Annotated in this window: 28 protein-coding genes and 3 pseudogenes; 13 read left to right on the forward strand and 18 right to left on the reverse strand. The window is 61.5% G+C overall.

What is annotated here, in order from left to right; genetic code table 11:
* The first annotated feature begins 178 nt into the window (after positions 1–178).
* The 3 genes and pseudogenes from ACVWW3_RS12370 to ACVWW3_RS12380 all read left to right on the forward strand — a co-directional run bounded on the left by ACVWW3_RS12370 (position 179) and on the right by ACVWW3_RS12380 (position 4,527).
* Positions 179–2,901: pseudogene (locus ACVWW3_RS12370) on the forward strand (bifunctional diguanylate cyclase/phosphodiesterase).
* 150 nt (positions 2,902–3,051) lie between these two features.
* Positions 3,052–3,588, forward strand: a complete 537-nt coding sequence (locus tag ACVWW3_RS12375; RefSeq protein ID WP_456649890.1) for a TetR/AcrR family transcriptional regulator — start codon at positions 3,052–3,054, stop codon at positions 3,586–3,588.
* A gap of 87 nt (positions 3,589–3,675) precedes the next feature.
* On the forward strand, positions 3,676–4,527 hold the full coding sequence (locus tag ACVWW3_RS12380) for a DMT family transporter (protein ID WP_456649889.1): 852 nt from the start codon (positions 3,676–3,678) through the stop codon (positions 4,525–4,527).
* A gap of 100 nt (positions 4,528–4,627) precedes the next feature.
* Here the strand turns inward: ACVWW3_RS12380 and ACVWW3_RS12385 are convergent, their stop codons facing one another.
* Positions 4,628–5,965: a S41 family peptidase gene (locus ACVWW3_RS12385; protein WP_354106528.1), complete on the reverse strand. Its 1,338-nt coding sequence runs from the start codon at positions 5,963–5,965 to the stop codon at positions 4,628–4,630.
* Between the two features lie 296 nt (positions 5,966–6,261).
* On the opposite strand from ACVWW3_RS12385, the gene ACVWW3_RS12390 reads away from it, so the two are divergent.
* From ACVWW3_RS12390 to ACVWW3_RS12415, 6 genes are all read left to right on the forward strand, one after another.
* A complete protein-coding gene (locus ACVWW3_RS12390) occupies positions 6,262–7,395 on the forward strand; it encodes an alpha-hydroxy acid oxidase (protein WP_456649888.1) in 1,134 nt (377 codons plus the stop codon).
* A gap of 13 nt (positions 7,396–7,408) precedes the next feature.
* Positions 7,409–8,035: an HAD family hydrolase gene (locus ACVWW3_RS12395; RefSeq protein ID WP_354048014.1), complete on the forward strand. Its 627-nt coding sequence runs from the start codon at positions 7,409–7,411 to the stop codon at positions 8,033–8,035.
* Positions 8,036–8,204: 169 nt separating this feature from the next.
* The gene (locus tag ACVWW3_RS12400) at positions 8,205–8,396 is read left to right on the forward strand and encodes a hypothetical protein (protein WP_354048016.1); all 192 of its coding nucleotides are present in this window, start codon (positions 8,205–8,207) and stop codon (positions 8,394–8,396) included.
* Positions 8,397–8,622: 226 nt separating this feature from the next.
* A complete protein-coding gene (locus tag ACVWW3_RS12405) occupies positions 8,623–9,834 on the forward strand; it encodes a molybdopterin molybdotransferase MoeA (RefSeq protein WP_456649887.1) in 1,212 nt (403 codons plus the stop codon).
* Between the two features lie 176 nt (positions 9,835–10,010).
* Complete coding sequence (gene lexA / locus ACVWW3_RS12410) at positions 10,011–10,712, forward strand: transcriptional repressor LexA (protein WP_247349229.1); 702 nt, start codon at positions 10,011–10,013, stop codon at positions 10,710–10,712.
* A gap of 388 nt (positions 10,713–11,100) precedes the next feature.
* Complete coding sequence (locus tag ACVWW3_RS12415; protein ID WP_456649886.1) at positions 11,101–11,535, forward strand: hypothetical protein; 435 nt, start codon at positions 11,101–11,103, stop codon at positions 11,533–11,535.
* A gap of 138 nt (positions 11,536–11,673) precedes the next feature.
* Here the strand turns inward: ACVWW3_RS12415 and ACVWW3_RS12420 are convergent.
* From ACVWW3_RS12420 to ACVWW3_RS12435, 4 genes and pseudogenes are all read right to left on the reverse strand, one after another.
* Positions 11,674–12,747 (reverse strand): annotated as a pseudogene (locus ACVWW3_RS12420) (ComEC/Rec2 family competence protein); the annotation flags it as partial.
* Between the two features lie 35 nt (positions 12,748–12,782).
* Entirely contained in the window at positions 12,783–13,916 is a 1,134-nt protein-coding gene (locus tag ACVWW3_RS12425; protein WP_456649885.1) for a tyrosine-type recombinase/integrase, read from the reverse strand.
* A 29-nt stretch (positions 13,917–13,945) separates the two neighbouring features.
* Positions 13,946–14,182, reverse strand: a pseudogene (locus tag ACVWW3_RS12430) (helix-turn-helix domain-containing protein); the annotation flags it as partial.
* A 128-nt stretch (positions 14,183–14,310) separates the two neighbouring features.
* Positions 14,311–14,586 carry a hypothetical protein gene (locus tag ACVWW3_RS12435; RefSeq protein WP_456649884.1) on the reverse strand — a complete coding sequence of 92 codons (276 nt, stop codon included), beginning with the start codon at positions 14,584–14,586 and terminating at the stop codon, positions 14,311–14,313.
* Positions 14,587–14,718: 132 nt separating this feature from the next.
* Here ACVWW3_RS12435 and ACVWW3_RS12440 point away from each other — a divergent pair, with 132 nt between their 5' ends.
* Positions 14,719–14,847 carry a hypothetical protein gene (locus ACVWW3_RS12440; protein ID WP_456649883.1) on the forward strand — a complete coding sequence of 43 codons (129 nt, stop codon included), beginning with the start codon at positions 14,719–14,721 and terminating at the stop codon, positions 14,845–14,847.
* Between the two features lie 452 nt (positions 14,848–15,299).
* Entirely contained in the window at positions 15,300–15,611 is a 312-nt protein-coding gene (locus ACVWW3_RS12445; protein WP_456649882.1) for a hypothetical protein, read from the forward strand.
* A 136-nt stretch (positions 15,612–15,747) separates the two neighbouring features.
* Here the strand turns inward: ACVWW3_RS12445 and ACVWW3_RS12450 are convergent, their stop codons facing one another.
* The 5 genes from ACVWW3_RS12450 to ACVWW3_RS12470 all read right to left on the reverse strand — a co-directional run bounded on the left by ACVWW3_RS12450 (position 15,748) and on the right by ACVWW3_RS12470 (position 19,761).
* Complete coding sequence (locus tag ACVWW3_RS12450) at positions 15,748–16,608, reverse strand: DUF3037 domain-containing protein (protein WP_456649881.1); 861 nt, start codon at positions 16,606–16,608, stop codon at positions 15,748–15,750.
* Positions 16,605–17,396, reverse strand: coding sequence for a HipA family kinase (locus tag ACVWW3_RS12455; RefSeq protein ID WP_456649880.1), 792 nt, complete (start codon positions 17,394–17,396; stop codon positions 16,605–16,607). The genes ACVWW3_RS12450 and ACVWW3_RS12455 overlap by 4 nt, the downstream gene beginning before the upstream one ends.
* A gap of 235 nt (positions 17,397–17,631) precedes the next feature.
* A complete protein-coding gene (locus ACVWW3_RS12460; protein WP_456649879.1) occupies positions 17,632–17,853 on the reverse strand; it encodes a DUF6894 family protein in 222 nt (73 codons plus the stop codon).
* Between the two features lie 92 nt (positions 17,854–17,945).
* Entirely contained in the window at positions 17,946–18,764 is an 819-nt protein-coding gene (locus ACVWW3_RS12465; RefSeq protein ID WP_456649878.1) for a hypothetical protein, read from the reverse strand.
* 1 nt (position 18,765) lies between these two features.
* Entirely contained in the window at positions 18,766–19,761 is a 996-nt protein-coding gene (locus tag ACVWW3_RS12470) for a hypothetical protein (protein ID WP_456671975.1), read from the reverse strand.
* Between the two features lie 636 nt (positions 19,762–20,397).
* Between ACVWW3_RS12470 and ACVWW3_RS12475 the strand changes: the two genes are divergently transcribed.
* Positions 20,398–20,580, forward strand: coding sequence for a hypothetical protein (locus ACVWW3_RS12475; RefSeq protein WP_456649876.1), 183 nt, complete (start codon positions 20,398–20,400; stop codon positions 20,578–20,580).
* Between the two features lie 117 nt (positions 20,581–20,697).
* A complete protein-coding gene (locus ACVWW3_RS12480; RefSeq protein WP_456649875.1) occupies positions 20,698–20,847 on the forward strand; it encodes a hypothetical protein in 150 nt (49 codons plus the stop codon).
* 627 nt (positions 20,848–21,474) lie between these two features.
* On the opposite strand, the gene ACVWW3_RS12485 is transcribed toward ACVWW3_RS12480, so the two are convergent.
* From ACVWW3_RS12485 to ACVWW3_RS12520, 8 genes are all read right to left on the reverse strand, one after another.
* Positions 21,475–22,713, reverse strand: a complete 1,239-nt coding sequence (locus ACVWW3_RS12485) for a hypothetical protein (RefSeq protein ID WP_456671976.1) — start codon at positions 22,711–22,713, stop codon at positions 21,475–21,477.
* Positions 22,710–22,886 (reverse strand): hypothetical protein, encoded by a 177-nt coding sequence (locus ACVWW3_RS12490; protein ID WP_456649873.1) that lies wholly within the window; start codon positions 22,884–22,886, stop codon positions 22,710–22,712. The genes ACVWW3_RS12485 and ACVWW3_RS12490 overlap by 4 nt, the downstream gene beginning before the upstream one ends.
* Positions 22,887–22,956: 70 nt before the next feature.
* Positions 22,957–23,631, reverse strand: coding sequence for a hypothetical protein (locus tag ACVWW3_RS12495; RefSeq protein WP_456649872.1), 675 nt, complete (start codon positions 23,629–23,631; stop codon positions 22,957–22,959).
* Positions 23,618–24,115 (reverse strand): hypothetical protein, encoded by a 498-nt coding sequence (locus ACVWW3_RS12500; RefSeq protein WP_456649871.1) that lies wholly within the window; start codon positions 24,113–24,115, stop codon positions 23,618–23,620. Before ACVWW3_RS12500 ends, ACVWW3_RS12495 begins: the two co-directional genes overlap by 14 nt.
* A gap of 256 nt (positions 24,116–24,371) precedes the next feature.
* Positions 24,372–24,632 (reverse strand): hypothetical protein, encoded by a 261-nt coding sequence (locus ACVWW3_RS12505; protein WP_456649870.1) that lies wholly within the window; start codon positions 24,630–24,632, stop codon positions 24,372–24,374.
* Entirely contained in the window at positions 24,632–24,967 is a 336-nt protein-coding gene (locus ACVWW3_RS12510) for a P27 family phage terminase small subunit (RefSeq protein WP_456649869.1), read from the reverse strand. The genes ACVWW3_RS12505 and ACVWW3_RS12510 overlap by 1 nt, the downstream gene beginning before the upstream one ends.
* Positions 24,968–25,082: 115 nt before the next feature.
* Positions 25,083–25,289, reverse strand: coding sequence for a hypothetical protein (locus ACVWW3_RS12515; protein WP_456649868.1), 207 nt, complete (start codon positions 25,287–25,289; stop codon positions 25,083–25,085).
* Complete coding sequence (locus ACVWW3_RS12520; RefSeq protein ID WP_456649867.1) at positions 25,286–25,807, reverse strand: HK97 family phage prohead protease; 522 nt, start codon at positions 25,805–25,807, stop codon at positions 25,286–25,288. The genes ACVWW3_RS12515 and ACVWW3_RS12520 overlap by 4 nt, the downstream gene beginning before the upstream one ends.
* Positions 25,808–25,911 lie beyond the last annotated feature (104 nt).

Raw genomic sequence — 25,911 nt, forward strand, 5'->3', positions numbered from 1 at the left:
CGATCCGAACTTGATGTTCTGCACGCCTCCCGGCTTCGCGCATCGATCGTATTTGTGCGTGTCCATTCACGGCGCATTAACCCAGCTTCCTAACTTCACCTCCACCCCGTTCCCGTAAACCAACGGATGTTTCCGGGGCCGCGAATTGACCCTGGCGTGTGCATGACAACGATCGATCATGATGACGAGATTCGGCAGCCGCCTTTTTGACCATGCCTTCGTCCGCAGCGGACCGATCCGCTGGCTGGTGGTGGGCGGCATGTTGCTGATCGCGGCGATCGCTGTCGGCGCGCGACGCTGATGGCGCAGAATTTCCGCGAACGTGCGCTTCGCAATTCCGGCCGCGAGCTGGAAAACACCGTGCTGATGCTCGCCCATCATTTCGACCAGCAATTGCAGGATTTCGCCGTCATCCAGCAGGATTTCGTCGACCACGTTCGCGCCACCGGCATCACCAGTGCAGCGGACTATCGCAAACGCCTCTCCGGCCAGGACATCCACCGGATGCTGCGCTCGAAGATCGAGGCACTGCCCTACATGGGCGGCGTCAACATCATCGATGCCGAAGGCAATTTGATCAATTCGTCGACGGCATGGCCAGTCCCGAAATTGAACGTCGCCGATCGCGCCTATTTCCGGACCTTTCGATATGATCCCAATGCTCCCGACGTCCTGATCGAACCACTGCACAGTCGCATCTCCGGAGCCTGGACCATCCTCATCGTGCGCAAGATCGTCGGACCGAACGGCGAATTCATGGGTGTGGTCGGACGCGGCATCGAGCCGGCAGGCTTCGAAAAATTCTTCGAGACCGTCGTGCTCGGCGAAGGAGCGACGATCTCGATGCTGCATCGGGACGGCACTCTGCTGGCCCGATATCCCCATTCCGGCGAATTGATGGGACGAAATTTCAAGAACGGTCCGTTCGAGCACCAGAGGGTCTTCGGGCTCGATCAGTTCGCCGGCCGCTTCATGAGCCCCGTCGACGGCGAGGACCGGCTGATCTCCTCGCATGCCCTGCCCCATTTCCCGATCCTGATGATGGCTACCACGACGCGCGCGTCGGCACTGATGGACTGGCGCGAGCAGATCGGCATCCTGATCTCGGTCGCCGCCTCTTCCGCGCTCGCCATCGCGGGCGTGCTGATCGCGATCGTGCGCAAGCTCCTGGAGCAGCACCGCCTTTCGCGGGAACGGCTAACGCTGGAAAAGCAGCGTCTTGACCGCGCCGTCAACAACATGACCCAGGGCCTGCTGCTGTTCGACGCCTCGCAGCAGCTCGTGATCTGCAATCAGCGCTACATCGAGATGTACGGGCTGTCTGCCGAAATCGTGAGACCCGGCTGTAGCTTCCGCGACATCATTGCACACCGCAGCGCCACCGGCTCTTTCACCGGCGATGTGGACCCGTATATCGCACGGGTCCTGCGCGACATCCATGTGCGCAATTCGATGGTGGTCGACACCTCCGACGGTCGCTCGATCCAGATCGTCAACGAACCGCTCACGGACGGCGGCTGGGTGGCGACACATGAGGACATCACGGAGCGCCGGCGCATCGAGGAGCGCATCACCCATCTCGCTCATTACGATGCGCTGACCGACCTGCCCAACCGCACCCTGTTCCACGAGCATCTGCGCGAGGAACTGGCTCTCGTCGCCGCGGGTGAACAACTCGCGGTGCACTATATCGACATCGACGAGTTCAAGGGCGTCAACGACGCGCTCGGGCATCTCGTCGGCGACGAACTCCTGAAGTCGGTCGCGCAGAGCCTCCGCCGGTGCGCAGGCCCGGCGGACTTCGTGGCGCGGCTTGGCGGCGACGAATTCGCCATCGTACAGAGCGCGGTGACGTCGCTGGATCAGGTCAACGAGCTCGTCGCGCGGCTGTTCGAGGCCATCCGCGCGCCGTTTGACTGCATGGGCCATCATCTTGCCACCGACGCCAGCATCGGCATCGCACTGGCACCCGACCACGGAACGGCGCTCGACCAGATCCTGAAGAACGCGGACATGGCGATGTACGCCGCCAAAGCCGCCGGACGCCGCACCTATCGCTTTTTCGAGCCGGAGATGGACGCCAAGGTCCACGAGCGGCGGCAGCTCGAGATCGATCTGCGCCACGCCATCGCCCATGGCGGCCTCGATGTCTATTACCAGCCCTGCCTCAGCCTGAAGGACGACCGCATCACTGGCTGCGAGGCGCTGGTGCGCTGGCGTCATCCCGAGCGCGGCATGGTCTCGCCGGCCGAGTTCATCCCGATCGCCGAGGACACCGGCCTGATCAACGAGATCGGGGAATGGGTGCTGGCGACCGCCTGCCGGGACGCCGCCAACTGGCCCGACGACATCCGCCTCGCCGTCAACGTCTCACCGGTGCAGTTCAAGAGCGGCACGCTGGCGCTGAAGATCATGGCGGCGCTCGCTGCCTCCAATTTGCCGGCGAGCCGGCTCGAGCTCGAGATCACCGAGGCGGTGCTGATCCGCGACGACGACACCGCGCTCGCGATCCTGCATCAACTCCGCGCCATCGGCGTGCGCATCGCGCTCGACGATTTCGGCACCGGCTACTCCTCCCTGAGCTATCTGCACCGCTTCCCGTTCGACAAGATCAAGATCGACCGCTGCTTCGTCAACGACATCGCCGGCCCCGACGGCTCCGCCAGCATCGTGCAGGCCGTCGTCAATCTCGCGGCCGCTCGCCGCATGACCACCACGGCCGAGGGCGTCGAGACCGAGGAGCAGCAGCGGCTGCTCCGCGCCCTCGGCTGCTCCGAGATGCAAGGCTATCTGTTCAGCGCCGCGAAGCCTGCCGACAAGGTGCTGGAGCTGTTCGCGCTCCATCGCAGCCGGCTCGCCCAGCGCGGCGGCAACGAGAGCCGACGCCGCGAAGCGGGCTAGAAACATCGACGGACAGCCAATCGGCGCGAGCGACCGCTTGGAATTCAAGACCATTTGGTCTATATATCGGAGATGCGCCGCCAAAGCCCAGTGCAGTTGCCCCGTGGCCGTCCCCGAAGTTTCGACACGGAAGCCGCTGTCGAACAGGCGATGGGCGTGTTCTGGTCGCGCGGCTATCATGCCACCGCGCTACCGGACCTTCTTCGAGCGACGAAGCTATCGCGTGGCAGCCTCTACGCCGCTTTCGGGGACAAGCACTCGCTGTTCTTGCGTGCGCTTGATCGCTACGTCGCCGATGCCGTGACTCGGATGGACGTCGAACTCGACCCCCGCAGAGAGCCGGTCGACGGCCTGCGGGCCTACCTTGCCGGCTACGTTGAGCGAACGAGCGGTGCCAATGGTCGGCGCGGATGCCTGCTGGTGGCCACGGCCATGGAACTGGCCGGCCGTGACGCTGAAGTTGATCGTCGCATCGGGAGCTTTTTCAAGGCCATGGAGGCCAAGCTGGCTGATGCCCTGTCCCGTGCCAAGGCGGCGGGCAAATTGGCCGATGGCGTCGAGCCTTCCAGTGCCGCCCGAATTCTCGTCTGTTTCCTTTGGGGGCTACGCGTGGTCGCCAAAACGGCACCGACACGGATCACGTCGCAAGCCGCCGTTGACGCTCTTCTCGACCGCTTCATTAGGTAAACAACCCATTTAGGTAAACAACCCATGGACGCCTCCGCTATTGGCGCGTCGATATCTAGACTGATCGGTCTTGAAAGGAAGAATGCCATGTCTGCCATCCAGATCGTCTGTGCGGTGGCCGTCCCCTTGCTCTGGGGTTATCAGTTCGTGGCCATCAAGGTAGGCGTTACGGAGTTTCCGCCTCTCTTCTTCCTCGCACTGCGCTTCCTGGCCATCGCGCTGCTGCTCGTTCCGTTCGTCAAACGGCCCACGCGTGCACAGTTCGGCCCCATCGTAGCTATTTCGATTTTCCTCGGTGGGCTGAACTTCGGGCTCTTCTATGTTGGCCTCGGGCTCGGCTCGGGAAGCATGTCGGCCGTCGCATATCAACTCGCGCCGCCCTTCACCGTCCTGTTGGCGTGGCCGCTGCTCGCGGAGAGGCCGTCTCTCACCACGTCCGCCGGAGTGGTGCTTGCATTTGTCGGCGTGGTCGTATTGGCGGCGGAGCCCGGCCTGTCGGCAAACGCGCTTCCCCTGCTGCTCGTGGTCGGGGCAGCCTTCGCATTCGCCGTGTCCAACGTCTTGACGAAGCGCTACGGCCCTTTTGATCCCCTGATGTTGATGGGGTGGTCCTCGCTGCTCACGGTGCCGCAGGTCATGTTGATGTCGTTGCTCCTTGAACACGGACAACTCGCGAGCCTTGTCACCGCGGATGGACGTGGTTGGCTGGCACTCGCCTACACGATTTTCATCGGAGGAATTGTCGGGTTTGGACTCTGGTTCTGGCTGATCGGGCGTTGCTCGATGGGTCGCGTCGCCCCTTTCGGTCTGCTACTTCCGGTGTTCGCCCTGATGTCGAGCGTGTTGTTTCTTGGCGAACACATGACCTCAAAGTTGATCATCGGCGGGCTGCTCGCGATGTCCGGCGTTGCCATGACGCAGTTGAAACCGAGCGCTTGACCGATGTGAACCAGGAAGTCGCGTCGTTGCAGCGTCCCAACCGAATTCGCCCAGGAGCGGTCATCCAGTCCCGGGCGATCAATGTCTGGAATCGCGAGACTTAGTTCGGCACCGCAGCCTTAGGCGCAGGCTTGGCCGCGACAGCATTCGCGGTTTGGCCGTGCAGGAAGTCATAGGCCGTATGCAGCGCCTTGTCGTCCTTCTCTTCCGGCGGAACATAGGACTGTGATCCGGTCTGCTCCGTGCCATCGGCCGCCTGAAGATGGCCGCGCATCTGGGACTCCGCCATGGTGTCCATCCGGCCCTTCAGCTCGGGCGGCACGTCCTGGAGGATCTCGATGTCGGGCGCGATGCCCTGGGCCTGGATCGAGCGGCCCGACGGCGTGTAGTAGCGCGCCGTGGTCAGCGCCAGCGCACCGTTGCGGGCACCGAGCGGAATGATGGTCTGCACCGAGCCTTTGCCGAACGAGCGCGTGCCGATGATGGTCGCGCGCTTGTGGTCATGCAGCGCGCCGGCCACGATCTCGGAGGCCGAAGCCGAGCCGCCGTTGACCAGAACCACGAGCGGCTTGCCCTTGGTGAGGTCACCGCCGTGCGCGGTAAAGCGCTGGGTCTCTTCCGCATTGCGGCCGCGGGTCGAGACGACCTCGCCGCGCTGCAGAAACGCGCTCGACACCGACACGGCCTGGTCGAGCAATCCGCCCGGATTGTTGCGCAGGTCCATCACGTAGCCCACGAGCTTCTCCTGCGGGATGTCCTTGGAGATCGACGCGATTGCCTTCTTCAGGCCGTCGGTGGTCTGCTCGTTGAACGAGGAGACGCGGATATAGCCGATATCGCCGTTCTCGACGTGGAAGCGGACGGGGCGCACATGGATGATCTCGCGCTTGATCGCGACGTCGAGCGGGGCGTCGGCCCCCTTGCGCACGATCGTGAGCTTTGTCTGGGTGTCGACCGGGCCCTTCATCTTGTTGACGGCCTGCTCGAGTGTCATGCCCTGCACGGCATCGCCGTCGATCTTGCTGATGAGGTCGCCCGACATGATGCCGGCCTTGGACGCCGGCGTGTCGTCGATCGGCGAGACGACCTTGACGAGGCCCTCCTCCATCGTGACCTCGATGCCGAGCCCGCCGAACTCGCCGGAGGTGGTCTCCTGCATCTCGGTCCAGGCCTTGTCGTTCATGTAGCGCGAATGCGGATCGAGCGCGGTCACCATGCCGGTGATCGCGCCTTCGATCAGCTTGGCATTGTCGGGTTTCTCGACATAGCTCGCCTTCACCCGCTCGAATACTTCGCCGAACAAATTGAGCTGGGAATAGGCGTCATTCGCGCTCGCTGCCGCCCGTGCTGCCCATACGCCGCCGTGCGGACTGGCTACCAAAAGGGTCAGACACGCTCCGGTGAGCGCGCCCAAGGGGAACAGCAGGGTTTTCCGCATGGATAGACAGGCCTTTTTGCTTTGGGCTTCGGCTGCGCCATGCAAATGGCGATCCAGCCCGCTGTTCACAATACCATTCTGGTTTCTTCAAGGCCGAGATACCACGCCGGCGGCTAGACCGTAAAAAATCCCTTCGCCCGGGCCTAAACTTTTGGCAACGTTCCGAAACCGTTTCGCGCAAGACGGGAATCGGTCCGCCGGCCCACGCCTCGCAGCTATGCGATTTTAGGATGGTTTTGGAGGGCCGGACACGATAGGCGATGACAATAAGAGTTCAAATTCTCGGGAGGACAACAATGAATGACGCGCCCCGCACCCGGCCGGAGAGGAACGTCGAACTCGGCGCCAGCGCCGAGCCGTTCCAGAACCTGCACGAATTCATCCGCAAGGCGCGTGCCAATCTGAACCAGAACGCCTGGGACTACATCGTCGGCGCCGCCGAGACCGAGACCACGATGCGTCGCAACCGCATGGCGCTGGACGAAATCGCCTTCCGCCCGCGCGTGCTGCGCGATGTCAGCAAGGTCGTCGGCTCGGTCGAGCAATTCGGCCGCAAGATGCGCCTGCCGGTGGTGCTCGCCCCCGTCGGCGCGCTCGAAATCTTCGATCCGGATGGCGCGGCGAGCGTGGCACGCGCCTGCGGCACTTTCGGTGCGGCGCACATGCTGAGTTCGGTGTCCGAGCCCGGCCTCGAGAAGACCGCCGAGGCGGCACCTGGCGCGCTGCGCCTCTACCAGCTCTATGTGCGCGGCGACGATGCCTTCGTCGCCGACGTTGTCAGCCGGGCCGAGAAGAACGCCTATGCCGCCTTCTGCCTGACCGTCGATACCGCCCATTACAGCCGTCGCGAGCGTGACATCGCCAAGCGGTACGTTCGCGAGAGCCGCCTGCGCGCCACCGGCGGCGATTTCCAGAAGGGCCTGGAGTGGCGGACGGTGAAGATGATCAAGGACAAGTTCAAGATCCCGCTGATCCTCAAGGGCATCGCGACGCCAGAGGACGCGCTGATCGCGATTGATCATGGCGTCGAGTGGATCTACGTCTCCAACCATGGCGGCCGTCAGCTCGATCACGGTCGCGGCGCCATGCACGTGCTGCCCGAGATCGTCGATGCCGTGAAGGGCCGCGCGAAAATCATGGTCGATGGCGGTGTCTGTCGCGGCACCGACATCGTCAAGGCAATAGCGGCGGGCGCCGACCTCGTCGGCATCGGCCGGCTGCAATGCTGGGCACTGGCGGCGGCCGGCGAAGCCGGCGTGGCGCGCATGCTGGAGCTGCTCGAGGACGAAGTGCTGCGTTGCCTCGGCTTGCTGGGTGCGACTTCGTTCACCGAGGTCGACAAATCCTGCCTCCATGCAGCGACCGCAACCAACGCGCCGAGCGTGTTCAGCGCGTTTCCGCTGTTCGACCACGAGCCATATCGATACTGAGTGAAAGGACGCAATGACACCGCTCTCTCCCGGCAGCGCGGATGCGCTTCTGTTCGATCTCGGCCGCGTGGTGCTCGATATCGATTTCTCCAAGGCGATCGCCTGCTGGGCGGGACATGCCGGCTGCGAGCCCGATGCCATCGTCGCGCGCTACGTGCGGGACAGCGAAGCCTATCGGCTGCACGAGGTGGGCAAGCTCAGTGACGAGGACTATTTCGCCTCGTTGCGAGATTCGCTCGGAATCGGCATTTCGGACGCGCAGTTCCTGGAAGGCTGGAACGCGATCTTCACCGGCGAAATGCCTGATATCGCCGAGCTGTTGCCGCGGGCAGCGAAGCAGATGCCGCTCTACGTCTTCTCCAATACCAACCGGCCGCACGTGGACTATTTCTCGAAGGAATATGCCGACGTCCTCCGCCATTTCCGCGAGCTGTATTTGTCGTCCAGCATCGGCCTGCGCAAACCGAATGCGGAGGCCTTCGACCACGTCGTTGCTGCGATCGGCGTGCCCGCCGGGCGTATCGTGTTCTTCGACGATCTTGCCGAGAACATTGAAGGCGCGCGGGCGCGCGGCTTGACGGCGGTGCATGTGACCTCGCCGCGTGACGTCGGGATCGCCCTCAAGGCGCTGGGGATCTGACCGCCGGCCTGGCGCATTGCCAGGCAAGCCGACCTGCCGATCCGGAACAATTTCACCCGGGGACGAGGAACCAAAACACTTTGTGCATTTTTAGACAGAGTTCCGGGAACGGAATGCCACCCTCCGGACTCTTGAGTCCGTTGGGACTTCTACGGACGGATGCATCATCGTGTTGGGCAAGACCTACCTCACCAAGCAGGCCTCTCTTCTTCTTGAATTCGCCAGGACAACTTCAGACTCGGACCTTTCCGCCAAGCTCGTGAGCAAGGCCGCCGACCTGAAATCCCAGGCCGATCCGCTTCCCGACAAGGATCAGGGGTCGAAGGCGCCCGACGTAAGTCCCGAGCAGACAGGGACCTGATAGGCGCTGGCCGGGGCGCTCGTCATTCTCGTCCCTGCCATGGTCACTCTCCTGCCGATCTGTCTCGTTCCTCGGATCATGCCGCGACGGGCTTGATCTTGCCTTCCAGAACAATGTGAAGCAGCGGGATGACTGTCCCCGCTCAGCTGTTTTTGCCTCTGCGCCCGCGCTCGGCTAGAAGACTTGCGGAACATTCGCCCGAACGTGCCGAGCAGGAGTTTTCGCCGTGGCCTTGATGCCGGTTTCTGACGCGCTTGCCGCGGTGCTGGCGGGTGCAGAGCCGCTGCCCGAAGAGATGGTTGCCATCGACGAAGCCTACCATCGCGTGCTCGCGCGCGACGCCGCGGCCCGGCGCACGCAGCCGCCACAGGCGATGTCGGCGATGGATGGCTACGCGGTGCGTGCGGCCGATGCCGCGACGATCGATTCGAAGCTCACCGTCATCGGCGAGGTCGCGGCAGGTCGGCCGTTCGCGGGAACAGTCGGCGCCGGCGAGGCCGTGCGGATCTTCACCGGCGGCGTCGTTCCCTACGGCGCCGACGCCGTCGTGATCCAGGAGGACACGGTCGCCGACGGCAAGCGCATCACGATCAAGGAAGCCGCGATCGCCGGACGGCACATCCGGCCCGCCGGTGTCGATTTCCGCGACGGCGACGTGCTCCTGCGCAAGGGAAGCCGTCTCACCGAGCGCGACCTCGCGCTTGCGGCCGGGATGAATCACCCGCACCTCTCCGTTTGCCGACGTCCGAAGGTCGCGATCCTCGCCACCGGCGACGAGCTGGTGATGCCGGGCACCACGCCCGGTCACGGCCAGATCGTCTATTCCAACGGCTACGCCCTGCACGCTCTCGCTCGCAGCGAGGGCGCCGAGACCATCGACCTCGGTATTGCCGCCGACACGCTTGAGGCCACCACCGTCGGCATTCGACGCGCCCGCGAGAGCGGAGCCGACATCCTGATCACGACCGGCGGCGCATCGGTCGGCGACCACGATCTGGTCCAGCAGGCGCTGAGGGACGAAGGCATAACGATGGCGTTCTGGAAGATCGCGATGCGGCCGGGCAAGCCGATGATGCACGGGCGGCTCGGCGCGATGGAGGTGATCGGCCTGCCGGGCAATCCCGTGTCGTCCTACGTCTGCGCTTTCCTGTTCTTGGTGCCGCTGATTCGCGCTCTCTCGGGCCGTTCAGTGATTCACCATCGCCGCGAGCGCGCCGTGCTCGGCCGCGACGTCGGCGCCAACGACCAGCGGGAGGACTATCTACGCGCGCATCTGGAGGAGCGCGACGACGGCACGCGCGTTGCCCTTCCCGTCAACCATCAGGACTCTTCGCTGCTTGCGAATCTCGCTGCGGCACAGGTACTTCTCGTGCGCGCACCGTTCGCGCCGAAAGCCGAAGCAGGCACACCTTGCGAGGTGTTGCGGCTCCCCGTGTGAGCGCCCCGACAACGCATGTTCCGCGAACTTCGCTCTGTTCACGGTAAATTAAGCAGTTGCGGAACACATATCGAACATATAGTGTCCGTTCATGATTTGTTTCGAGCGTGTAGCGGCTTATTGCTGAATTCAGCGTCTCGGAATCGAACGACATCAAACGGGAGACTTTGGTCGAGATGTTAACGCGCAAACAATACGAGCTTCTGCGGTTCATCAATGAACGTCTGAAGGAAAGCGGCGTGCCGCCCTCCTTCGACGAGATGAAGGATGCGCTCGACCTGCGCTCGAAGTCGGGCATCCATCGCCTGATCACGGCGCTCGAGGAGCGCGGCTTCATCCGACGCCTGCCCAATCGCGCCCGTGCGATCGAGGTCATCAAATTGCCCGAGCTCCAGGCCGCCGCCGGCAGCCGCCGCGGCTTCACGCCGAGCGTCATTGAGGGCAATCTCGGCAAGGTGCGTGCGAGCTCCAGCCTGCCCGCGGACGATGGTGAACGTCCGGTCGCGGTGCCGGTGATGGGCCGGATCGCGGCCGGCACACCGATCGAGGCGTTACAGACCCGCAGCCACACTATCAGCGTACCGCCTGACATGCTTGGCTCGGGCGAGCACTACGCGCTCGAAGTGCGCGGCGATTCCATGGTCGAGGCCGGCATCCTCGACGGCGACATGGCGCTGATCCAGCGCAACGAGAGCGCCGATACCGGCGACATCGTGGTGGCGCTGATCGACGACGAGGAAGCAACCCTCAAGCGCTTCCGCCGCCGCGGCGCATCGATCGCGCTCGAGCCCGCCAACGGCGCCTATGAGGTGCGCATCCTGCCGCCGAACCGGGTGAAAATTCAGGGCAAGCTGATCGGGCTGTACCGAAAGTACTGAGCCTGTACGGCAGTCACGCAATTCCAATTGGAGTGGACGGATTGCCCGCTCCGGCTGGATAGTCATCCTGGTTCTGCACAGATTATCCGGCCGCTTCTCCGGCGGTCCATCCTCGACACGCCGCGCCAAGCATCCCAGAGGCTTCGCGGCGTTCCGGTTTGAGGAGACGTCTGCGCAACGGCATCTCCGGCCGCTGACGTGCGCGACCGAAATGCCCAGGAGCAGGCTTTGTTCCTCGCCGATTCGGGAAAGATAAAGTGATCGCGGCGTGCGGAAACCAGCCGCAGATTTGCCCATAACCAAGCAGAGGCTTGTGTGTTTCCACTCTGATAGGGGCCTGCGCCTCGATAAGAGACGCCGGTTGCTATCCCAGCATGAGGAGCACCCGATGTGTGACTACAGCCTGCATGCCATCGCGTCGCGCCCCGCCGAAATCGGCGAGACGGTCGTCACGACAACCTTCCGCGGCACCTCGACGCGTGGTTTTGCGTCCGCAGCCGATCCGACTGTGGCCGTCTGCCTGCTGCCGGGAACGGAGCTCGCCTTCGCCGACAACATCCGCTACGACAATCGCTGGATCTGGACACGCACGATCAATTCCCGTGTCGGCAAGTTCGGCAAGATCGATCCGCACATTCCCGACCGCCATCATGACGCGATCGAATTCCCCGACGGCAAATACGTGCTGGTGACCCAGCTTGTCGAAGGACAGCGCGCGACCGTGCTGCAACTGCCGGTGACGCTGCCGGCCGGCGAGCGCGAGCACAAGCCGCAGATCATGGCCAACAGGCAGCCGACCATCACGCGCCTGCCGATCGGCTGACACGGTCGCCCTCCGGCCACGGGATCGGAGGCCAGGATTGATTTGCAATCGCCGGCCGTGGCCGGCGAGGTGGTGTGGTTTGCGTCCAGCGAATCCGATCGGATGCACCAGCCGACTGCATCTCTCCGCACGATCCGATTAATCGTCGGCTTGCAAATCGATTTCCGCCGGCGTTGCGTCCTTGCTGCGTGGCGGGATCGCTTTCGGCGCAAGACTGCCGTCGAAATCACCTTCGCCTGCGCCGGCCGGCAACCAGGGACGGCTCGTGCCTCTTTCCCTCACCGCCTGAACTGCAAAGCCGTCACCACGCTGCGTCAGCGCCAGCGCGCTCTGGCTCGCGAGCCGCCGTCGATCGACCACCATCGCGGCGCAATCGGGCGGCGCGGGACGTGCCGTCACCACCAGCGCGGCGCGGTTGCAATCGTCCGCCAGCGCGTCGATGCGCAGTGCCAGCGCGACCAGCCGCCCATCGGCGAGCGGCGTCACGCAGCCGGATTCATCGCAAGACACGCCGGCGGCCAGCGAGGCGCTGGCGGCATCGCGCGGATCGGCGTCGGCAGCCAACCACTCCTTGAGCAAAAAGCTATCCTTGCTCGTCTTGATCAGGTGAAGATGTCCGTCCTTGCCCCGCACCGCGACGCTCTGGCCATCCCCGGCAATCAGGATGTCGGGCTGCCGCACCGACAGCCCCCAGAGGATCGCGACCAGCAGCACCAGTGCGCCGGACCAGCGCAGCGGCGTGCGCAACAGGCCCAGCACGATGATCCCCAGGCTCGCCGCGATCAGCGGCGCGATGCCGAAAGCCGGGATGCGGCCGATCGCGCCCGGCAATGCCGCGACCCAGCGCGAGACCACGACCATCCAGTCGATGCCGATCCCCATCAGCCACCAGAACACGCTATCGAGCCCGAAGGGAGCCGCAAGCAGCCCGAGCAGCCCCGCCGGCATCACCAGCGCCGAGACCACCGGCATCGCACCGAGATTGGCGAGCACGCCGAACGGGGTGATTCGGTGGAAGTGGAAAGCGGCATAGGGCGTGGTCGCAAGTCCCGCGATCAGCGAAGCCATGAACAGCATCGCGATCTCGCGCCCGCCCCACATCGCAACGCGCGCGGTCGCCGAATGATCGGGCGATGCGAACAGGTTCGGCATGCCGATCTGCACCAGCGCCACCAGCCCGAGCGTCGCGGCGAACGACATCTGAAATGTGGGACGCGGATTCCTACTTCTCGCGGCAAATCAAGTTCTTAACTTACCTTCTTGATCTTACTCCGGGACTTTTTCCGGGACTCCGCGAGCCGCTCGACGGCGACGGCCACATCCTCGTCAAGCACGTGCGCGTACCTCAGGGTACTCTTGATGTCCCGATGGTTGAGAGCTTTCTGCACCAGCTTGAGGTTACCGCTGTCGCGGAGAAGCTTAGTTCCGAAGTCGTGCCTGAAGTCGTGGAAACGGAAGTCCTGCAGGCCAGAGCCCGCCCGCAGGCGCTGCCATGCCGTCTTGGCGCCAGTGTAGGTCAGAGGGTAGCGCTGGCCCCTCACCCTACCCAGCCGCTTGTTGCCGTAGATTGCCACATAGGTGAAGCAAAACTCAGGGTGCTGCCCCCGAAGCGGAAAAAGGATCTCGCGAACCGCTGGCGTGATCGGGAACACCACGCGCCGCCCACCCTTGCCGAGACGGACAATCTGCCTGGTACCGAAGTCCACCTCGGACCACCGCAGTGTCACGCATTCCCTCAGCCTCATGCCGCTAGCGCGAACGAACTCAAAGAACGGTCCGTAGTCGGCGCGCATCGCGTCATCCAGGGCGTCGGCTTCCTCGATTTTCAGCTCGCGGACCCGCTCCTCCGGCTCTGGCAGCAACAGCGCCTCCCAGTTCGGTTCGTTCTCGAAAGCCACCTTCTCGGCCTTTGAGAAGGAGAACAACCGCTGCAGCACTTTGGTCGCCGAGCGGTTGACGGTGGCGTTCGAAACGAGCGGCAGGGCCTGCTCCTCTTCCTTGGTACGCCTGCCGCGCCGCTTGACGCGTTGCCCTCGTCGCCATGCCACCATTTCCTTGGCCGCCCTGTGGTCGATATCAGTCAGCAGCCTCGACTTGCCGAAATACTCAATCAATCGCGCGAGGTTGGTCTCGGTCGCCTTCGGTTCTGCATCATACTGCGCGCTGTCGTTCCAGAGGCGGTCGGCAACGTCATCAATGGTGAGCGACGCCTTGGAGCGCCGCGTCGCCTTCACCAGCGCCTTGGCCTTCTCTAGTTCCGAAGCCTCGAACTTTTCTGCATCTCGTCTAGTCGTGCATTTCGTCGAGCCGTGAAACCGATGACCGGCGTGCTGGAAATCGAACTGATAATATGGCGAACGCTTGTCACGGTAGACGGACACGGCACTTCCCTCCTGCGGCTTCGCTCTATGAAGTCGTTTAAATCCGCCTCGGTGAATCGTCGGCGTGGCCGCTTTTTGCCAAGCCCGACATTGATGTAACCAATTACCCCCTCGCTCACGAGGGCTCGGAGATGATCTTCGGTGATGTTGAGCCGACATGCCGCCTGCTCGGGCGTGAGCAAGCGGTTGTCATTGGCTGGAATGGGCAAGAGCGCGCCCCTACGAAAATTGCTCTGCTTACCTCGCCGGCCTGGGCCGACGCACAAGCCGCCGTAGGCGCGCCATCGTTAGCATACGTGGTTTTCGCCGGGATCAAAGTCAAAACCCGTAAAATTCTTCGGCTGCGGCGGAGAAAGCCCGCCCCGTGTCGAGGGCGGGGGCCTACTCAGTCTAGTTACTGATGAACGCCCAGCAGGATGACATCGTCATCCGAGGCCCGCTCCGCCCAAGTGGCGCGTGCGTGTTCGAGCCGGAGCGAACCATCCAGATCTTGATGCGCGGCCCACGCGTTGAGGTTGCCCGTCGAAGACTCCCCAACAAGCCAGTGGAGACCGCCCTTATAAACAACGGGGTCGCAGCCCTTGGCTCTCAGGCCTGCGTAGTAGGTGTGGGCACAGAAAGACGTGGATGGGTCGATTATGCCGGTGGCGATGTTGCCCAGATTGGTCATTGGTATGTGTTCCCCTACCCTGTCCGCGACTATTCACAGGACATGATTTCGTGGTATCATGATTCCATGAACAAAACAACGATTGATCGCACAAATCCACAGAAGCGTCCTGCGGGGGCCGGGGACCCGGTTATGGTCCGTATTCAGCCCGAGATGGCTAAAGAGATCGACGACTGGCGCCGCAAGCAGGAAGACCTGCCAGGCCGGCCCGAGGCCATTCGGCGGCTGGTAGAGTTGGGCTTGAAGGGGAAGCCGAAGTGACGCGCCAGCGGTGGCTAATCGCGATCGGAGCGGCGCTGTGGCTCACCTATTTGTTGTTTGCCCCTAGCCCCTACGCAAAGGTTAGAGAGGGCGACGCCTGTGGTCGAACGCATCATTGGGTTTGGGGCACAGGGCCAAACCCTGACCTGACCTGCAAGGCCGATTGATTGCTCTTTCAGGGCTCTTAGGTGCGCGCATTGACAGCCCACCCGGTGCACCCCACTTCTGTCGGTAGCGAGCCTAGCCGCGCCTCTATTGCCGTTGATGGCTGTCCCGAACGTTTTCAAGACATGACCGGCTCGCCGCATCACCCCCCCGGCCGCACTACGCTCCTCGTGTGATCGATATGCTGGCAATCCACCACAATCACGCGACAGGCCCACGCAATAAAGACTAGTTGCTGTTCCCGGCTCGCTCGCCTTATGGTCGCGCTGGGCCAAGGGGGGTTTTCAATGGGGCTATTCAAGCGCAAAGAAAAATGGGACCGCACGTTCCGGCTGCGCAGCCAGCAGAGCACAGGGCGCGGCCTCCTGACCTCTCTTTTCTGGCTCTGGGGCATCTTCGGACTGCTGTTCAACGCCGGCACGCTGTTCGGTCTCACCGGCAGTATCGGCGTTGGGACGTCGGCGCTTCTTGCTGCCTCCGCACTGATTTGGATCGGCGGCATGGTGCTGTTCGGCGTTGGCGCCCTACTCGCCCACACAGATTTTGATGGTGAGCGGCCGAACAAAGAAGACTACGGCGACGTTCGTATCAGTCGTTAATCGTCGGCAAAATGAAGATTGCGATCTTATCTGTCGCAGATGTTGCTATGTTGTACACCGCGACGCGCTGCTCATCGCGCGCTATCTCGGCGGCACAGGGCTGCCGCCAACGTTAACAAAGCGATCGAGCCTGCGACTACGTCCGTCTACTGTGCTCAGCGTGAGCCCGCACCTCATCCTCGATTTCCGAGACGAGATCATCGATCTGGCCTTCGCGATATATTTTTGGCTTCGAGGGAGAGTGGCCCAAGATGGCGACCGCGTTCTCGTAAGCCGAGATCAGTTTCGGATCCGTCGGCGCACCCAGAATAAAATTCAGTTTGAGATTCGGATCATTCTTCCCCTCAAAAACAGCGTCGAGATGACCGCGCCAGCGGCGCGCCTTGTCCTTGATGCCGTCAGCATCCGCGAGATCGAGGGACAGTGCTTCATAGGCGTGCCACGCCCCGTTCTTCCAAGCATGCCTGAACTCGATTTGATCGGTTGCACCCACGATAGTTTTTTCCTCGAAAGGCACACTGATCTTTCGCTCTGCGATTTTTTCTCGCACCGGGCGCCACACGTCTTCATCGGAGCGACGGGCTAACGATTGATGGTCATACCGGGTCACCATTCGCTGGTACACGCGATCGAACGTTTTATCGAAATTATCCGTCAAGCCGGTCGACACTTGCGACCACTGCAGCGAGCTGTCGTCGATAGGCACAGCCAGATGAGCAAATGACTTCGCGTCAGAAAACTGCTTGAGCATGCCATCGGACTGGAATTGCTTCTCGACCTTACCCAGAGCCCTCGTCACTGACTTCATCGCAGCAACAAACGCCGTCCGATCCAAATCAGGAAACGTCGCCTTCAATCTCCTGATCGATGTTCGGGTTTTGCTTTTCACCTGCTGCGTGTCTGGCGCGTGCATGACCAGCCCGACATTGACGAATTCACCCGTGATGACATCGTGCACATACCGCAGAACGACGTAGCCATAGGCTGTTTTTTTCATGTCAGCACCCGTGATATCTCTTGTAGACAGCCATCGATATTGTCTCGTGCATCACAGATCAGCGAGAGCGCGGCATTGAGTGGACCAGGGTTGCCGCACCAGTCCGGCGGGATGGCCGCTCGGTACTCCTCCACACGTTGGTCCGAGATATTGGTCCATAAGTTCTTAATGCTCTCAAAATCGATAGCACGGCCTAACAGACTTGGGCGGAAAATGTGCCGTCCGGGTACTTCAAAATTTTGTAGCCCACCCAGCACCCAGGGTGGTTTCCAGAACATCATGAGTTTGTGCATAAAGGCCTGCTCGTGGTCGAAAATCAGGATCTTTTCGCCGTTAACCAAGCAGTTTGGATTGTTCTCCTGGCGATCGAAATTCTGGATAATGGCGTCAAATGTGAAGATTGCCGCAGCGTTCATCAGCATCGTTTCGGTCACCAGCGTGCCGGAGTTCCAAACTGAAAACTGGCCCGTCCACAGCTTCGACCCGAACGCCAGCCTGCAGCTGCTTTCGACCTTAGCTCGGATTGCGGGATCGGGAATGGTATTGATCCACTCAGGCGATGCCTCTACGATCATCGGTTCGGCGATGGGCAGATCTAGGTCGGCGGCGAGACAGACCGCAACCACCTCGCGGGCCAGATTTACTTCCTTTTCCTCGCACGGACCGGAGAATTTGGCGACAATCTCGACTTCGGAGCCATCTTGCCGCTCGCACAGCAGCATCAACGGTTCGGTTTTTCCTTTGCTCGTTGGTTTTAGAAACGAGATCGGTGAGACCAACGAAAGCAATGAGTTTCTCCCGGAGCGGTACGACACCGCGGCTGGCCGCCTGAGTCGAACAGTTGTCTGATCTGTGTGGAACAACCTGACAAGCCGCGCAAGCCCTGGGCCTGTCCGTCGCTCCAATAAGGTTCGGGAGAGGTATTTCAGCGATGCCCGGCAACCCCTCGGATATGTTCGTATCCGAGCCCCCCCATAATGGCCTGGCCTGTCAGCATGGCGCATCTCGGGCGACGCCCTCCCGCTAGACAACACCGCCAACCCTATGCCGCGCGATCTCAGCGCCCGTGGCGTCGAGCACAATCACGACAGTGCCCGCACCACGGTCATATTCGGGATCGCTGGCGATGTCCCGCGCGACCCGCGCGCCGTATTGGCCCGCTACTTCGGCCGAGACAAATAGCTCCCCCTCGTCATCCGGCTGTATCTCGCCCTTGTGGAAAATCGGAAAATAGTAGCGCTGCACAGCAATGCCTCCGTCCTTTGGCAGCCATCATGCCGACGCTCGGGACGGCGCACACCTGTCAGAAACGACAGGGTGCCCGTTGGCGCGCCCCCTCACTTCCACCAGCGCCGCCCGCCCTTAAGCTCGCGGCGAAACGCCTTCCAATCCGTATTGTGTTCTGGCGCAATCACCTCGCCAATCTTGTCGGCAGGCCACCGATGGACCACACGTTGGCGAATGCCGCCCGCGTCGATTGAGGTTAGCAGCGCATGGCCGCCGACCTTTGACGTCGCTGGCAGGCCGGGGCGCAGCGGCTCCTCGCGAAGGCGCTGCATTTGCAGCATGACCACCATGTCGACTTCGGGATCAAGCGTGTCTGCCATGGTTGCCTTCGACGCCTTGAATCCGCATTGCTCCGCAGTCAGTCCGGCGGCGAACGGCGGATTCATAATTACGTCATCGAGCGGCACCAGTTTGAACGGCTCGTCAGCGATCACGGCCCCCTCGCTAAATTCGGCCTTCTGTTTTTCGTTGGTATTGTACCAATAGTCGAAAGACTCAGGTGGAACGCAGAGGATCGAATAGGCCTCAGGCCGGTTTCGACCCTCCGACCAGCCGCCGATATAGATGCGAGTGTCCGGAATCCCATCTCCGTTTTGAGTCAGCAAACTGATGTTTGCGGCATAGATCTTCGGCATAGCGTCTTCCAAGCCGGCCATCATTTCGTCAAACGACGAAAACCGCTTAGTGAGCTCGGCCGCGGTGATGATGTTGGCCAGCGACGGTCCCATACAGGCTACGGCTGCATTCAGCGACGGAAGCGCCCAGCACTTTGGCGATACCCCTACAACTACGCCTTCCTTATTGTAGGACAGGCCGTCCGTCATGATGTGAACGGCACGCTTCTGGATCGCGATATTTACGGCGGTCATGCTACTTCACCTGAAGTTTGATAGCTAGGGAATCCGTCGAACGCAGCGCATCGGCAACGTCCGGGTAGAGTTCTTTTAACTGCTGTGCGATCTGAACGTCTTCGGGTGACAGGAACGATGTCTGTTGCCCGCGTGAGATTTCGGTGGCGACCTTAGCCTTAGCCAGCGCCTCAGCCGCGAGCCCCGCATCCTGCGCAAGATCCTGAATGCTATTGCGCACCTTGTCGGTAAGCGGAATGCCGGCTAGTTGGGCCGCGTTCAGAAGCTGTGCCTCCGCCTTGGCCTCCTCGGTTGCAGCCGCGCCCTTACCCTGCGCTTCCGCCAAGGCATTCGTCGTGACGACATATTTATTGATGGACTCGGTCGCGCGATCGTAAGCATCTGCGCTCTCCGCGCCGTCCTTGCGCTTGGGCAGTTTGGCTGCGTTGGGGTCGGCATTGTTGGCTGCCGCCGGCCGGGCACCAGGCAGCGGAACTCCACCTGGGAATTCAACTTTCGACTGCGCCTCGCCGGCCGCCTTCAGCATCTCTGCGGCGAGTTGTGCCTTGGCGCGGATCAGTTCCAGGCCCGCGACAATCTCAAGGTTCTCCGGCTTGCCGGAGGCGTTCAGGTGCTCGATTGCGCGGGTGATTTGGTCGACATCTTGCGGCAAGCCTCGCATGGCCTTCTGCATGATGTCCGCGGCATCCGCCCAGCGATTGAACGTCTCCTGACCGCTACCGGCCTGAATATTCTGCGAGGCAAGTGCAGTCTTCACCAGATCATTGGCTTTATCGATCAGGTCATCCAGCCAGCCCGCGATATCTGACGACACGGACTTGAACTGAGCGGCAAGTTGCGCCGAGGACTGTTTCCACGCGCGGTCGAATGCCGCCGCCTTGGCAACAGTAGCGCCGTCGATGATGACGCCTGCCGCTTCAGCACCTTGAGCGATGTCCTCAAACGACTTACTGCCATTACGCAGCGCCTCAACCCATTCCTGCGACAGACCGAGCATTTGCGCGGCCTTTGTTTTCTCGGGTAAGGAGTCCCGAACTTGTTGAGCAGGCCGCCGGCTATCGTCAGAAGCTGGTTGAGGCTGATGACCTGGCCGTTGCGGTCCTTGTACTTGATGTTGTTTGCATCAAGTAGTTTCGTCAGCGAGTTTTCGTTCTCCTTGGCGTCAGACAGCAACGAAGCCACCTTGCGGAGGTCATTGACGGAGTTCTCTGAGGAAACCCCGCCCTGCCCCGCCGCAAATTGGATCTGCTGGAAGCGTTCCGCAGTTAGTCCGGTATACTCAGCATTCTTCTGCAGGTCGGCAAGTTCACTATTGACCTTGGTCAAGGCAGCAAGGAGCCCGCCCACGAGGCCGGTAACGCCAGCAGCGGCAACGCCGAGCGACGCAAAGCCGCCCGCGGTCGGATTGATGCTCGCAAACGACTGCTCAATACGGCTCACGGCGCTGTCCGCCATGTCGCCCGCCTGATTCATATCGCTAGCGAATTGGTCCAGCTTCGCGCCAAGCTGAACGACGAGGTCGTTTGACATTTGTATCCTAAATTGAGACGTGAGGTTAAATCTGAAGTCGCGCGGGTTTGCGTACCGCGCGCTATGTGTTAGACGGCGCTCCTATCAATGAAGGAGCGCCGTCTTGGCTAAGAAAACGAAGAAGACTGTTCGCCGCGAGTGGACGAAGGAAGACATCAAGGAACTAAAGGCGCACTCCAAAGCTCGGACGCCTGTCATCACAATATCCAAGGCAACCAAGCGCACCATTGGCTCGCTACGCCAGAAGGCCCTGTACTTGGGAATTGGTCTGGGCCATCAGCGGTAATCATCATCGTCGAACGACCTCCGCGCGTGCGGTTCCAGAATTAACCCGGCGCGCGCCCATCAAGCTTAACGACGGAATGATCGCGCGAGCGCCGGTTGCAGCCGCTAGGCTGCAAACATGGCGAAGCGCAACCGTCAAAAAGGCAAGCCGACATGGGCACCATTCGACCCGGAGATCGCGGCTCGATGGGCAGAAATCCTTCGCTTGCGAGGACAGATTAAGAAGGCGACTGCTAAGCGCAAAAAGAAGATCAGACGGCTGCACTGACGGCCCCGAGTGGAAAACGCCTTCGCAGCCACCGCTCACCGCGCGGCAAGTGTCTCGACTACAAGGCCGTCATGCGCGAAAGCACCGTCAACAACTTCTCATTGCCGGTAACGAACCTAAGAGTATGTTCCGTAGGGAGCAGTGGCGAGGTTCGTGCCAGAGCCCGCGCTGGTTCCGGGGAAATAGCTTGCGCCGCCGCCGCTGGTGTAACAAAGGCCGCCGCTGGAGATGCTATAGCGAGGACCGGTTACATTGCCTGGATTGGTGAATGTCATTGAAAAGGCCTTGAGCGTTCCGTTGCGGCCGACGTTGACGAAGCCACCACTGAACGTGACCGCAGGGGTAATTGTCACCGCTGCGCTGGCGAGTTCGCCGTATCCATCGTCCGAGATAAAGCAGTGGATGCTGTCGCCGCCCGCCGAACCGCTGATGCTGTAGTTGCCGAGGCACAAGATCCGCCCCTGTGCGGTGGCCCACATATGCGCCTCACTGACCGCTCCGAAGTCGATATTGCGGTAGAGAATGGTGCCGCCGTTCTTGGAGCGCAGAGCCGCGTAACTTCCGGTGCTATTTTGAATCCGAAACCCTTCAATCTGCCAAGGACGCTCGCCGTCGCTCGTGACATTGTCACCCGTTGTCGAGTTGAGGATGACGTTCGACCAGGTGGTGTTGTCCCCTTGAATGATCGGCCTGAGGTTTCCGACGTAGGAGCGGAGAACGAGCGGTCCTGTGAATGTGCCCGCCCGAACTATAATCGTGACCTGATAGATCGACATATCTAGCGTGCCCGCGACAACATCGATGGCCCTTTGCCCCGTCAGGAACGCGCCGCTGCTGTTGTCCGACATGCCATTGTTGCCGTCGTTGCCGTCGGTACGGACATAATACGTTCGCGCCGCCGTTAGCACCTCGCGCACACCTAGATTTTTCTGAGACGTGGCTGCACTGGGCCAATCCCGAAAGATTGTCAGTCTTGAGCATGTCGCCCGCGCCAGGTTCACCGACGACATTGAAATTCCAGTCGGCGAATGTGCCGCTACCGCCGATCTTGTTAACTGCGATCGTCAGCGTCGTACCGCTATAGGTCGCGACACCTTCCATCCAATTGGACGTGTTCGCCGCCGAGCTGGCGCGCACGCGCGCGCCATTGGTGTAGGCAAGGCCCGCCTGTGTTGCGAACACCTTCGACGCGACGGCAATCGCGAGCGACGTCGTCGATGTGCCGCCGTAGCCGGCGCCGGTCGGACCCGTGTTGCCGGTGTTGCCGATGCTCGCCAGCAATTGCCAGTAAGTCGCATTTGGAGCGGCGTGACCCGACCCCGGCGTCGCATTGATCCAGACATAGGACGACCCGGCATCGGTCATCACGTCATTGAGCGAGTAGGTGGTCGATCCGTTGTACGCGCCCGTGAAGTTGAAGCCTTTGTAAATACCAAGATAGGTCCAGACACCAGCGACCTTTGCCCACGTCTTGCCGGTGGTCGGCTGGAACGCATACTGGCCGTCGTCGCCAAGTGACGGGTCCGGCGTGGTGAGCGCGACATCCACGAACACGAAAAAGCCGGTTGTATTGAGCGCGGCGACGAGAGCGCTGACATCCAGCATCGCCTGTGCGCCTGCAAATCGCTGTGGCGAGACCTGCCAAATCTTGTAGGCCACGGCCGATTGCACGCCGCCGCCCCACGGCGGGATTTCCAAATGCGTAATGTCGGTGACGTCGGTAATGATCGACTGGAAATCGCCGATCTGTAGAATATCGCCGGGTCGGGCATTGGTGCCGGTCCAGATCGGGCCGACGCCGGTAACAGTGGTGCCGTCTGCTGCGACCGAAACGGTGCCGGTGGAATAGCTATAGAGAGCAGTCATTCTGATGCTTTCCCTTCAGAAGGTGCAGTTGCATCGTCAATGCGCATGTGCTGGCCGTTGATTTTTTGCCAGACCTGAACGACATCACTTCCGGCGGGCTTAAACACAAATCCCTCAATCGGATTCGTTGGCGGTTCCGTTCGGTCTGATGGAACGTTGTGGAATTCAGTCATTTGCAACCTTTGTTCTAATCTTACTAAGCATCTGCGCCGGAAGCCCGAGCGCGACTTCGACCGGCGAGCATCACGCAACCAGCCTCGCCCCGACAACATCATCGTTCCAACGATGGATGATGCGGGTGGCAATAGTCTCTGCCGAAATGGTACTGATCTGAGCGAAGCCGCCCACCCAACACGGATTAAGGCCCGCCAGATAATCGCGCTTCGCGATATCACGCTGCGTTTTCAACGCCGCGATGACGTGGCCATCAAGGCTCGCCGGCGCCTTCTCTATTGCTAGCCTGATTTCCGCCTCATCCGCCTCGGTGTTGCACGGGCACGGATTAAACCCGCGCGGCATGTCAATCACCCGCCATGCTTCGAGGTGCTCGCCGCCGGCATGCAGCGTCGTGATCCGAAAGCCGGAGGGACCATGCTGTTCCGAAATTCCCGCGACCGACACCTCGAACGGGCTTGCTGCGCCCATTGCGGCCATCCGGTCATTCAGCTCCATCAGCGTCGGCCCGATAGCCTGCTTGAATTCGTCAAAGTCCCCTATTGGCATTGTCGACAGAGCTAGCGACACGGCCTGGAAAACAACAAACTGCTCGGCGCGGATCGTTGCCGCGGCCTGAAATTGAGGGAGCAGGATCGCCTTGTTACAGAGTGCGGTGATCGTCTGGTCCTCGACATTCCAAACCAGCGCGTCGGAAACGAGATGCGCACCGTCTGACGCCACAATGATATTAGCTGCCGACATTATAAAAATCCTCGAAATGAAAACTGACCATCCTTACTGCGCTGACCTGGAGCGATCCACCGATTGCGAGGCCCGCGCCGATGACGGTGCCTACACCTGCAGAAAGCGAGAGAGCGCTTGCAATCGCACCACCCAACGGACCAGCAAACGCGGCCACTGCGACCAGCGCCACCAAGCCAATGACCTGCTTCGCGCCGCCATTGCCGCCCCCACCGAGCGGATAGGACACCAAGCGCACAGAGTCGCTGGCGCGAATGCGCCGACGTCGCCAGTCCTTGCGCAGCACCGCCTCGCCATTGATCTCAAGGATAGTCGGCAGGCCCTTGCGGAACTGCCAGCCATACTTGCGGTCTCGCGTGGCCCAACCAGAGCGCCGCAGGAAAGCGGTCACGGTCTCGCGCGGAAGCGGCATCTCGCGAGCAACCTCAAGGCCCGGCATAACCAAATGCAGAACGGGGTTGTGGTTAGGTGGTGAACAGGTCATCTAGCGTGTACCCTCCTCAGCAACTCCGCGCGCAACTCCATCGCCACCTCGACCGGCTCACGATCGCAGCCAATCAAAGACCGCGGCGCGCGATCCAGCGGGCTTGCGGCGAACTTGCTCCGGCCCAGCGCTCCGGCCAATGCGATCCTGATGGACTGATCATGTGGATTGTCGAGGCCCCTCTGGAATAGCGCGACGGCCTCGGGCGTAATCTCTGCAGAACGTCGTCGCTTATCGCGTTTCAATCGCGCCGGCATCACGGCTCTCCGAACTGTTCGAGTCCCCAGCAGGCGTACCTCGATCCATTCGGATGTTCCGCGCGCCACCTGGTCATGATTTCCGCCCCAAACCGCCGCCAGGCGTCGCGCGCAGCCTCTCGGTCAGGATAGCCCTGCTCGTCGAGTTCGCAGATGCCCCACAAGTCGCCCGTGAGGGGCCAGCCCATTTCCAGCGCCCACTCCCAATCGTCCAGCGTGCCGGCGTTGCGTCGTTTGTCGGTTCGTTTGCGAACCGGCATCAGCGACGATTCCCGTAGCTTAAGTCACGCGGCATGCGCGGTCCGTCCGCAGACTGCACATCCAGCCCAAGCTCGCGGCATAGGATTCGGAATCGGTTTTGGGATTTATGCTGAATATCGACCCATGGACTGGGTTTCTGGCACCCAAAGCGGTCCAAAACCACCGCGCCGTGCTCCGCAATGGCAGCACGCGACTCCTCCGATTGGTCAAGGCTTTCGCAGGCCAATCGCAGCAAGTGTCGGTGATGGTCGTCTAACTCGAAGTCCGCGTGCACCTGTCGCCACCAGGTTTTGGCGGTGCGCGATAGGTGGTCGGGTGCCCTTGGTGAGGCCATATGTGTTCCTGAATTTTTAAAACGCTGGGGCAGCGCTCACGAGCGTTGTGGGAAGCGGCCGGTCTGCAGCGCGAAATGTACGAGAACGAGCGAACACCCCTCCCCTTACCCGCAGCTAGCCTGCGCTCAGCGTCAAAACGTTGCTGTTGGCCCACAGCTGACCGACAACGTGCGGGTCCGCGGTAGGAAGGCCAGTGACAAGCAACTTGCCTGCAGCATTCACGGTGAACGCCACACCATTAAAGTTGACCGATCCACCAGGCTCAAGCGTGAGACTATCGCCACCGAGATCACGATGAACTTTTGTGTTATAAGTGCTCATAGGAGTCCCCTTTTTCGCTGCGCTGCTTCGATGCGACGACGAGCTGCGGACGCGTTATCGTTCGCGGCAGCAGCGGTTGAGCGCATCGCCGCGGTTGTTTGTGGATAGGCAGGCCACGCCACGGCACTGATCTCCCTGAGCCGAGCCTCAGTGATGACCCGCAGAGGCAAGCCTGACCCGACGCGCGGCCAATTCTCGGATGTGACGTAAAACGACGGGGATATTCCAGACACATCTCGCCGCCCGACCGTTCCGGCAAGAGTCTGCCCATCTGGCGTGTCAAGATTTACGTCGACTTCATAGCGAAGTCCCAAGGCATCTTCTCGCAAGCGGAGGCTCCCCGACGCCGTGCGCCCGACGACTCGACCTGAATCGTGGTCGAGTAACATCCTGATGTCATCCTCCCGGATGCTGCGCGTTAGCGACCCTTTTGCGAACTGTTCAAGAAATTCGTTTGCGATGTTTGCGATGGCGTCCCACAGGACGCAGTAACCCCACACGGTCTTAGCTTCGGCCAACCTTTGCCTCCGCTTGCTCCAAGCGCGCCTCGCGTTTACCGAATTTCGATTCCTTTCTGAGCGAGCGGGCTATTGCGATTGGATCTGTGTCGTCGGTCTTAAAG

The organism is Bradyrhizobium sp. LM2.9, from assembly GCF_054056555.1.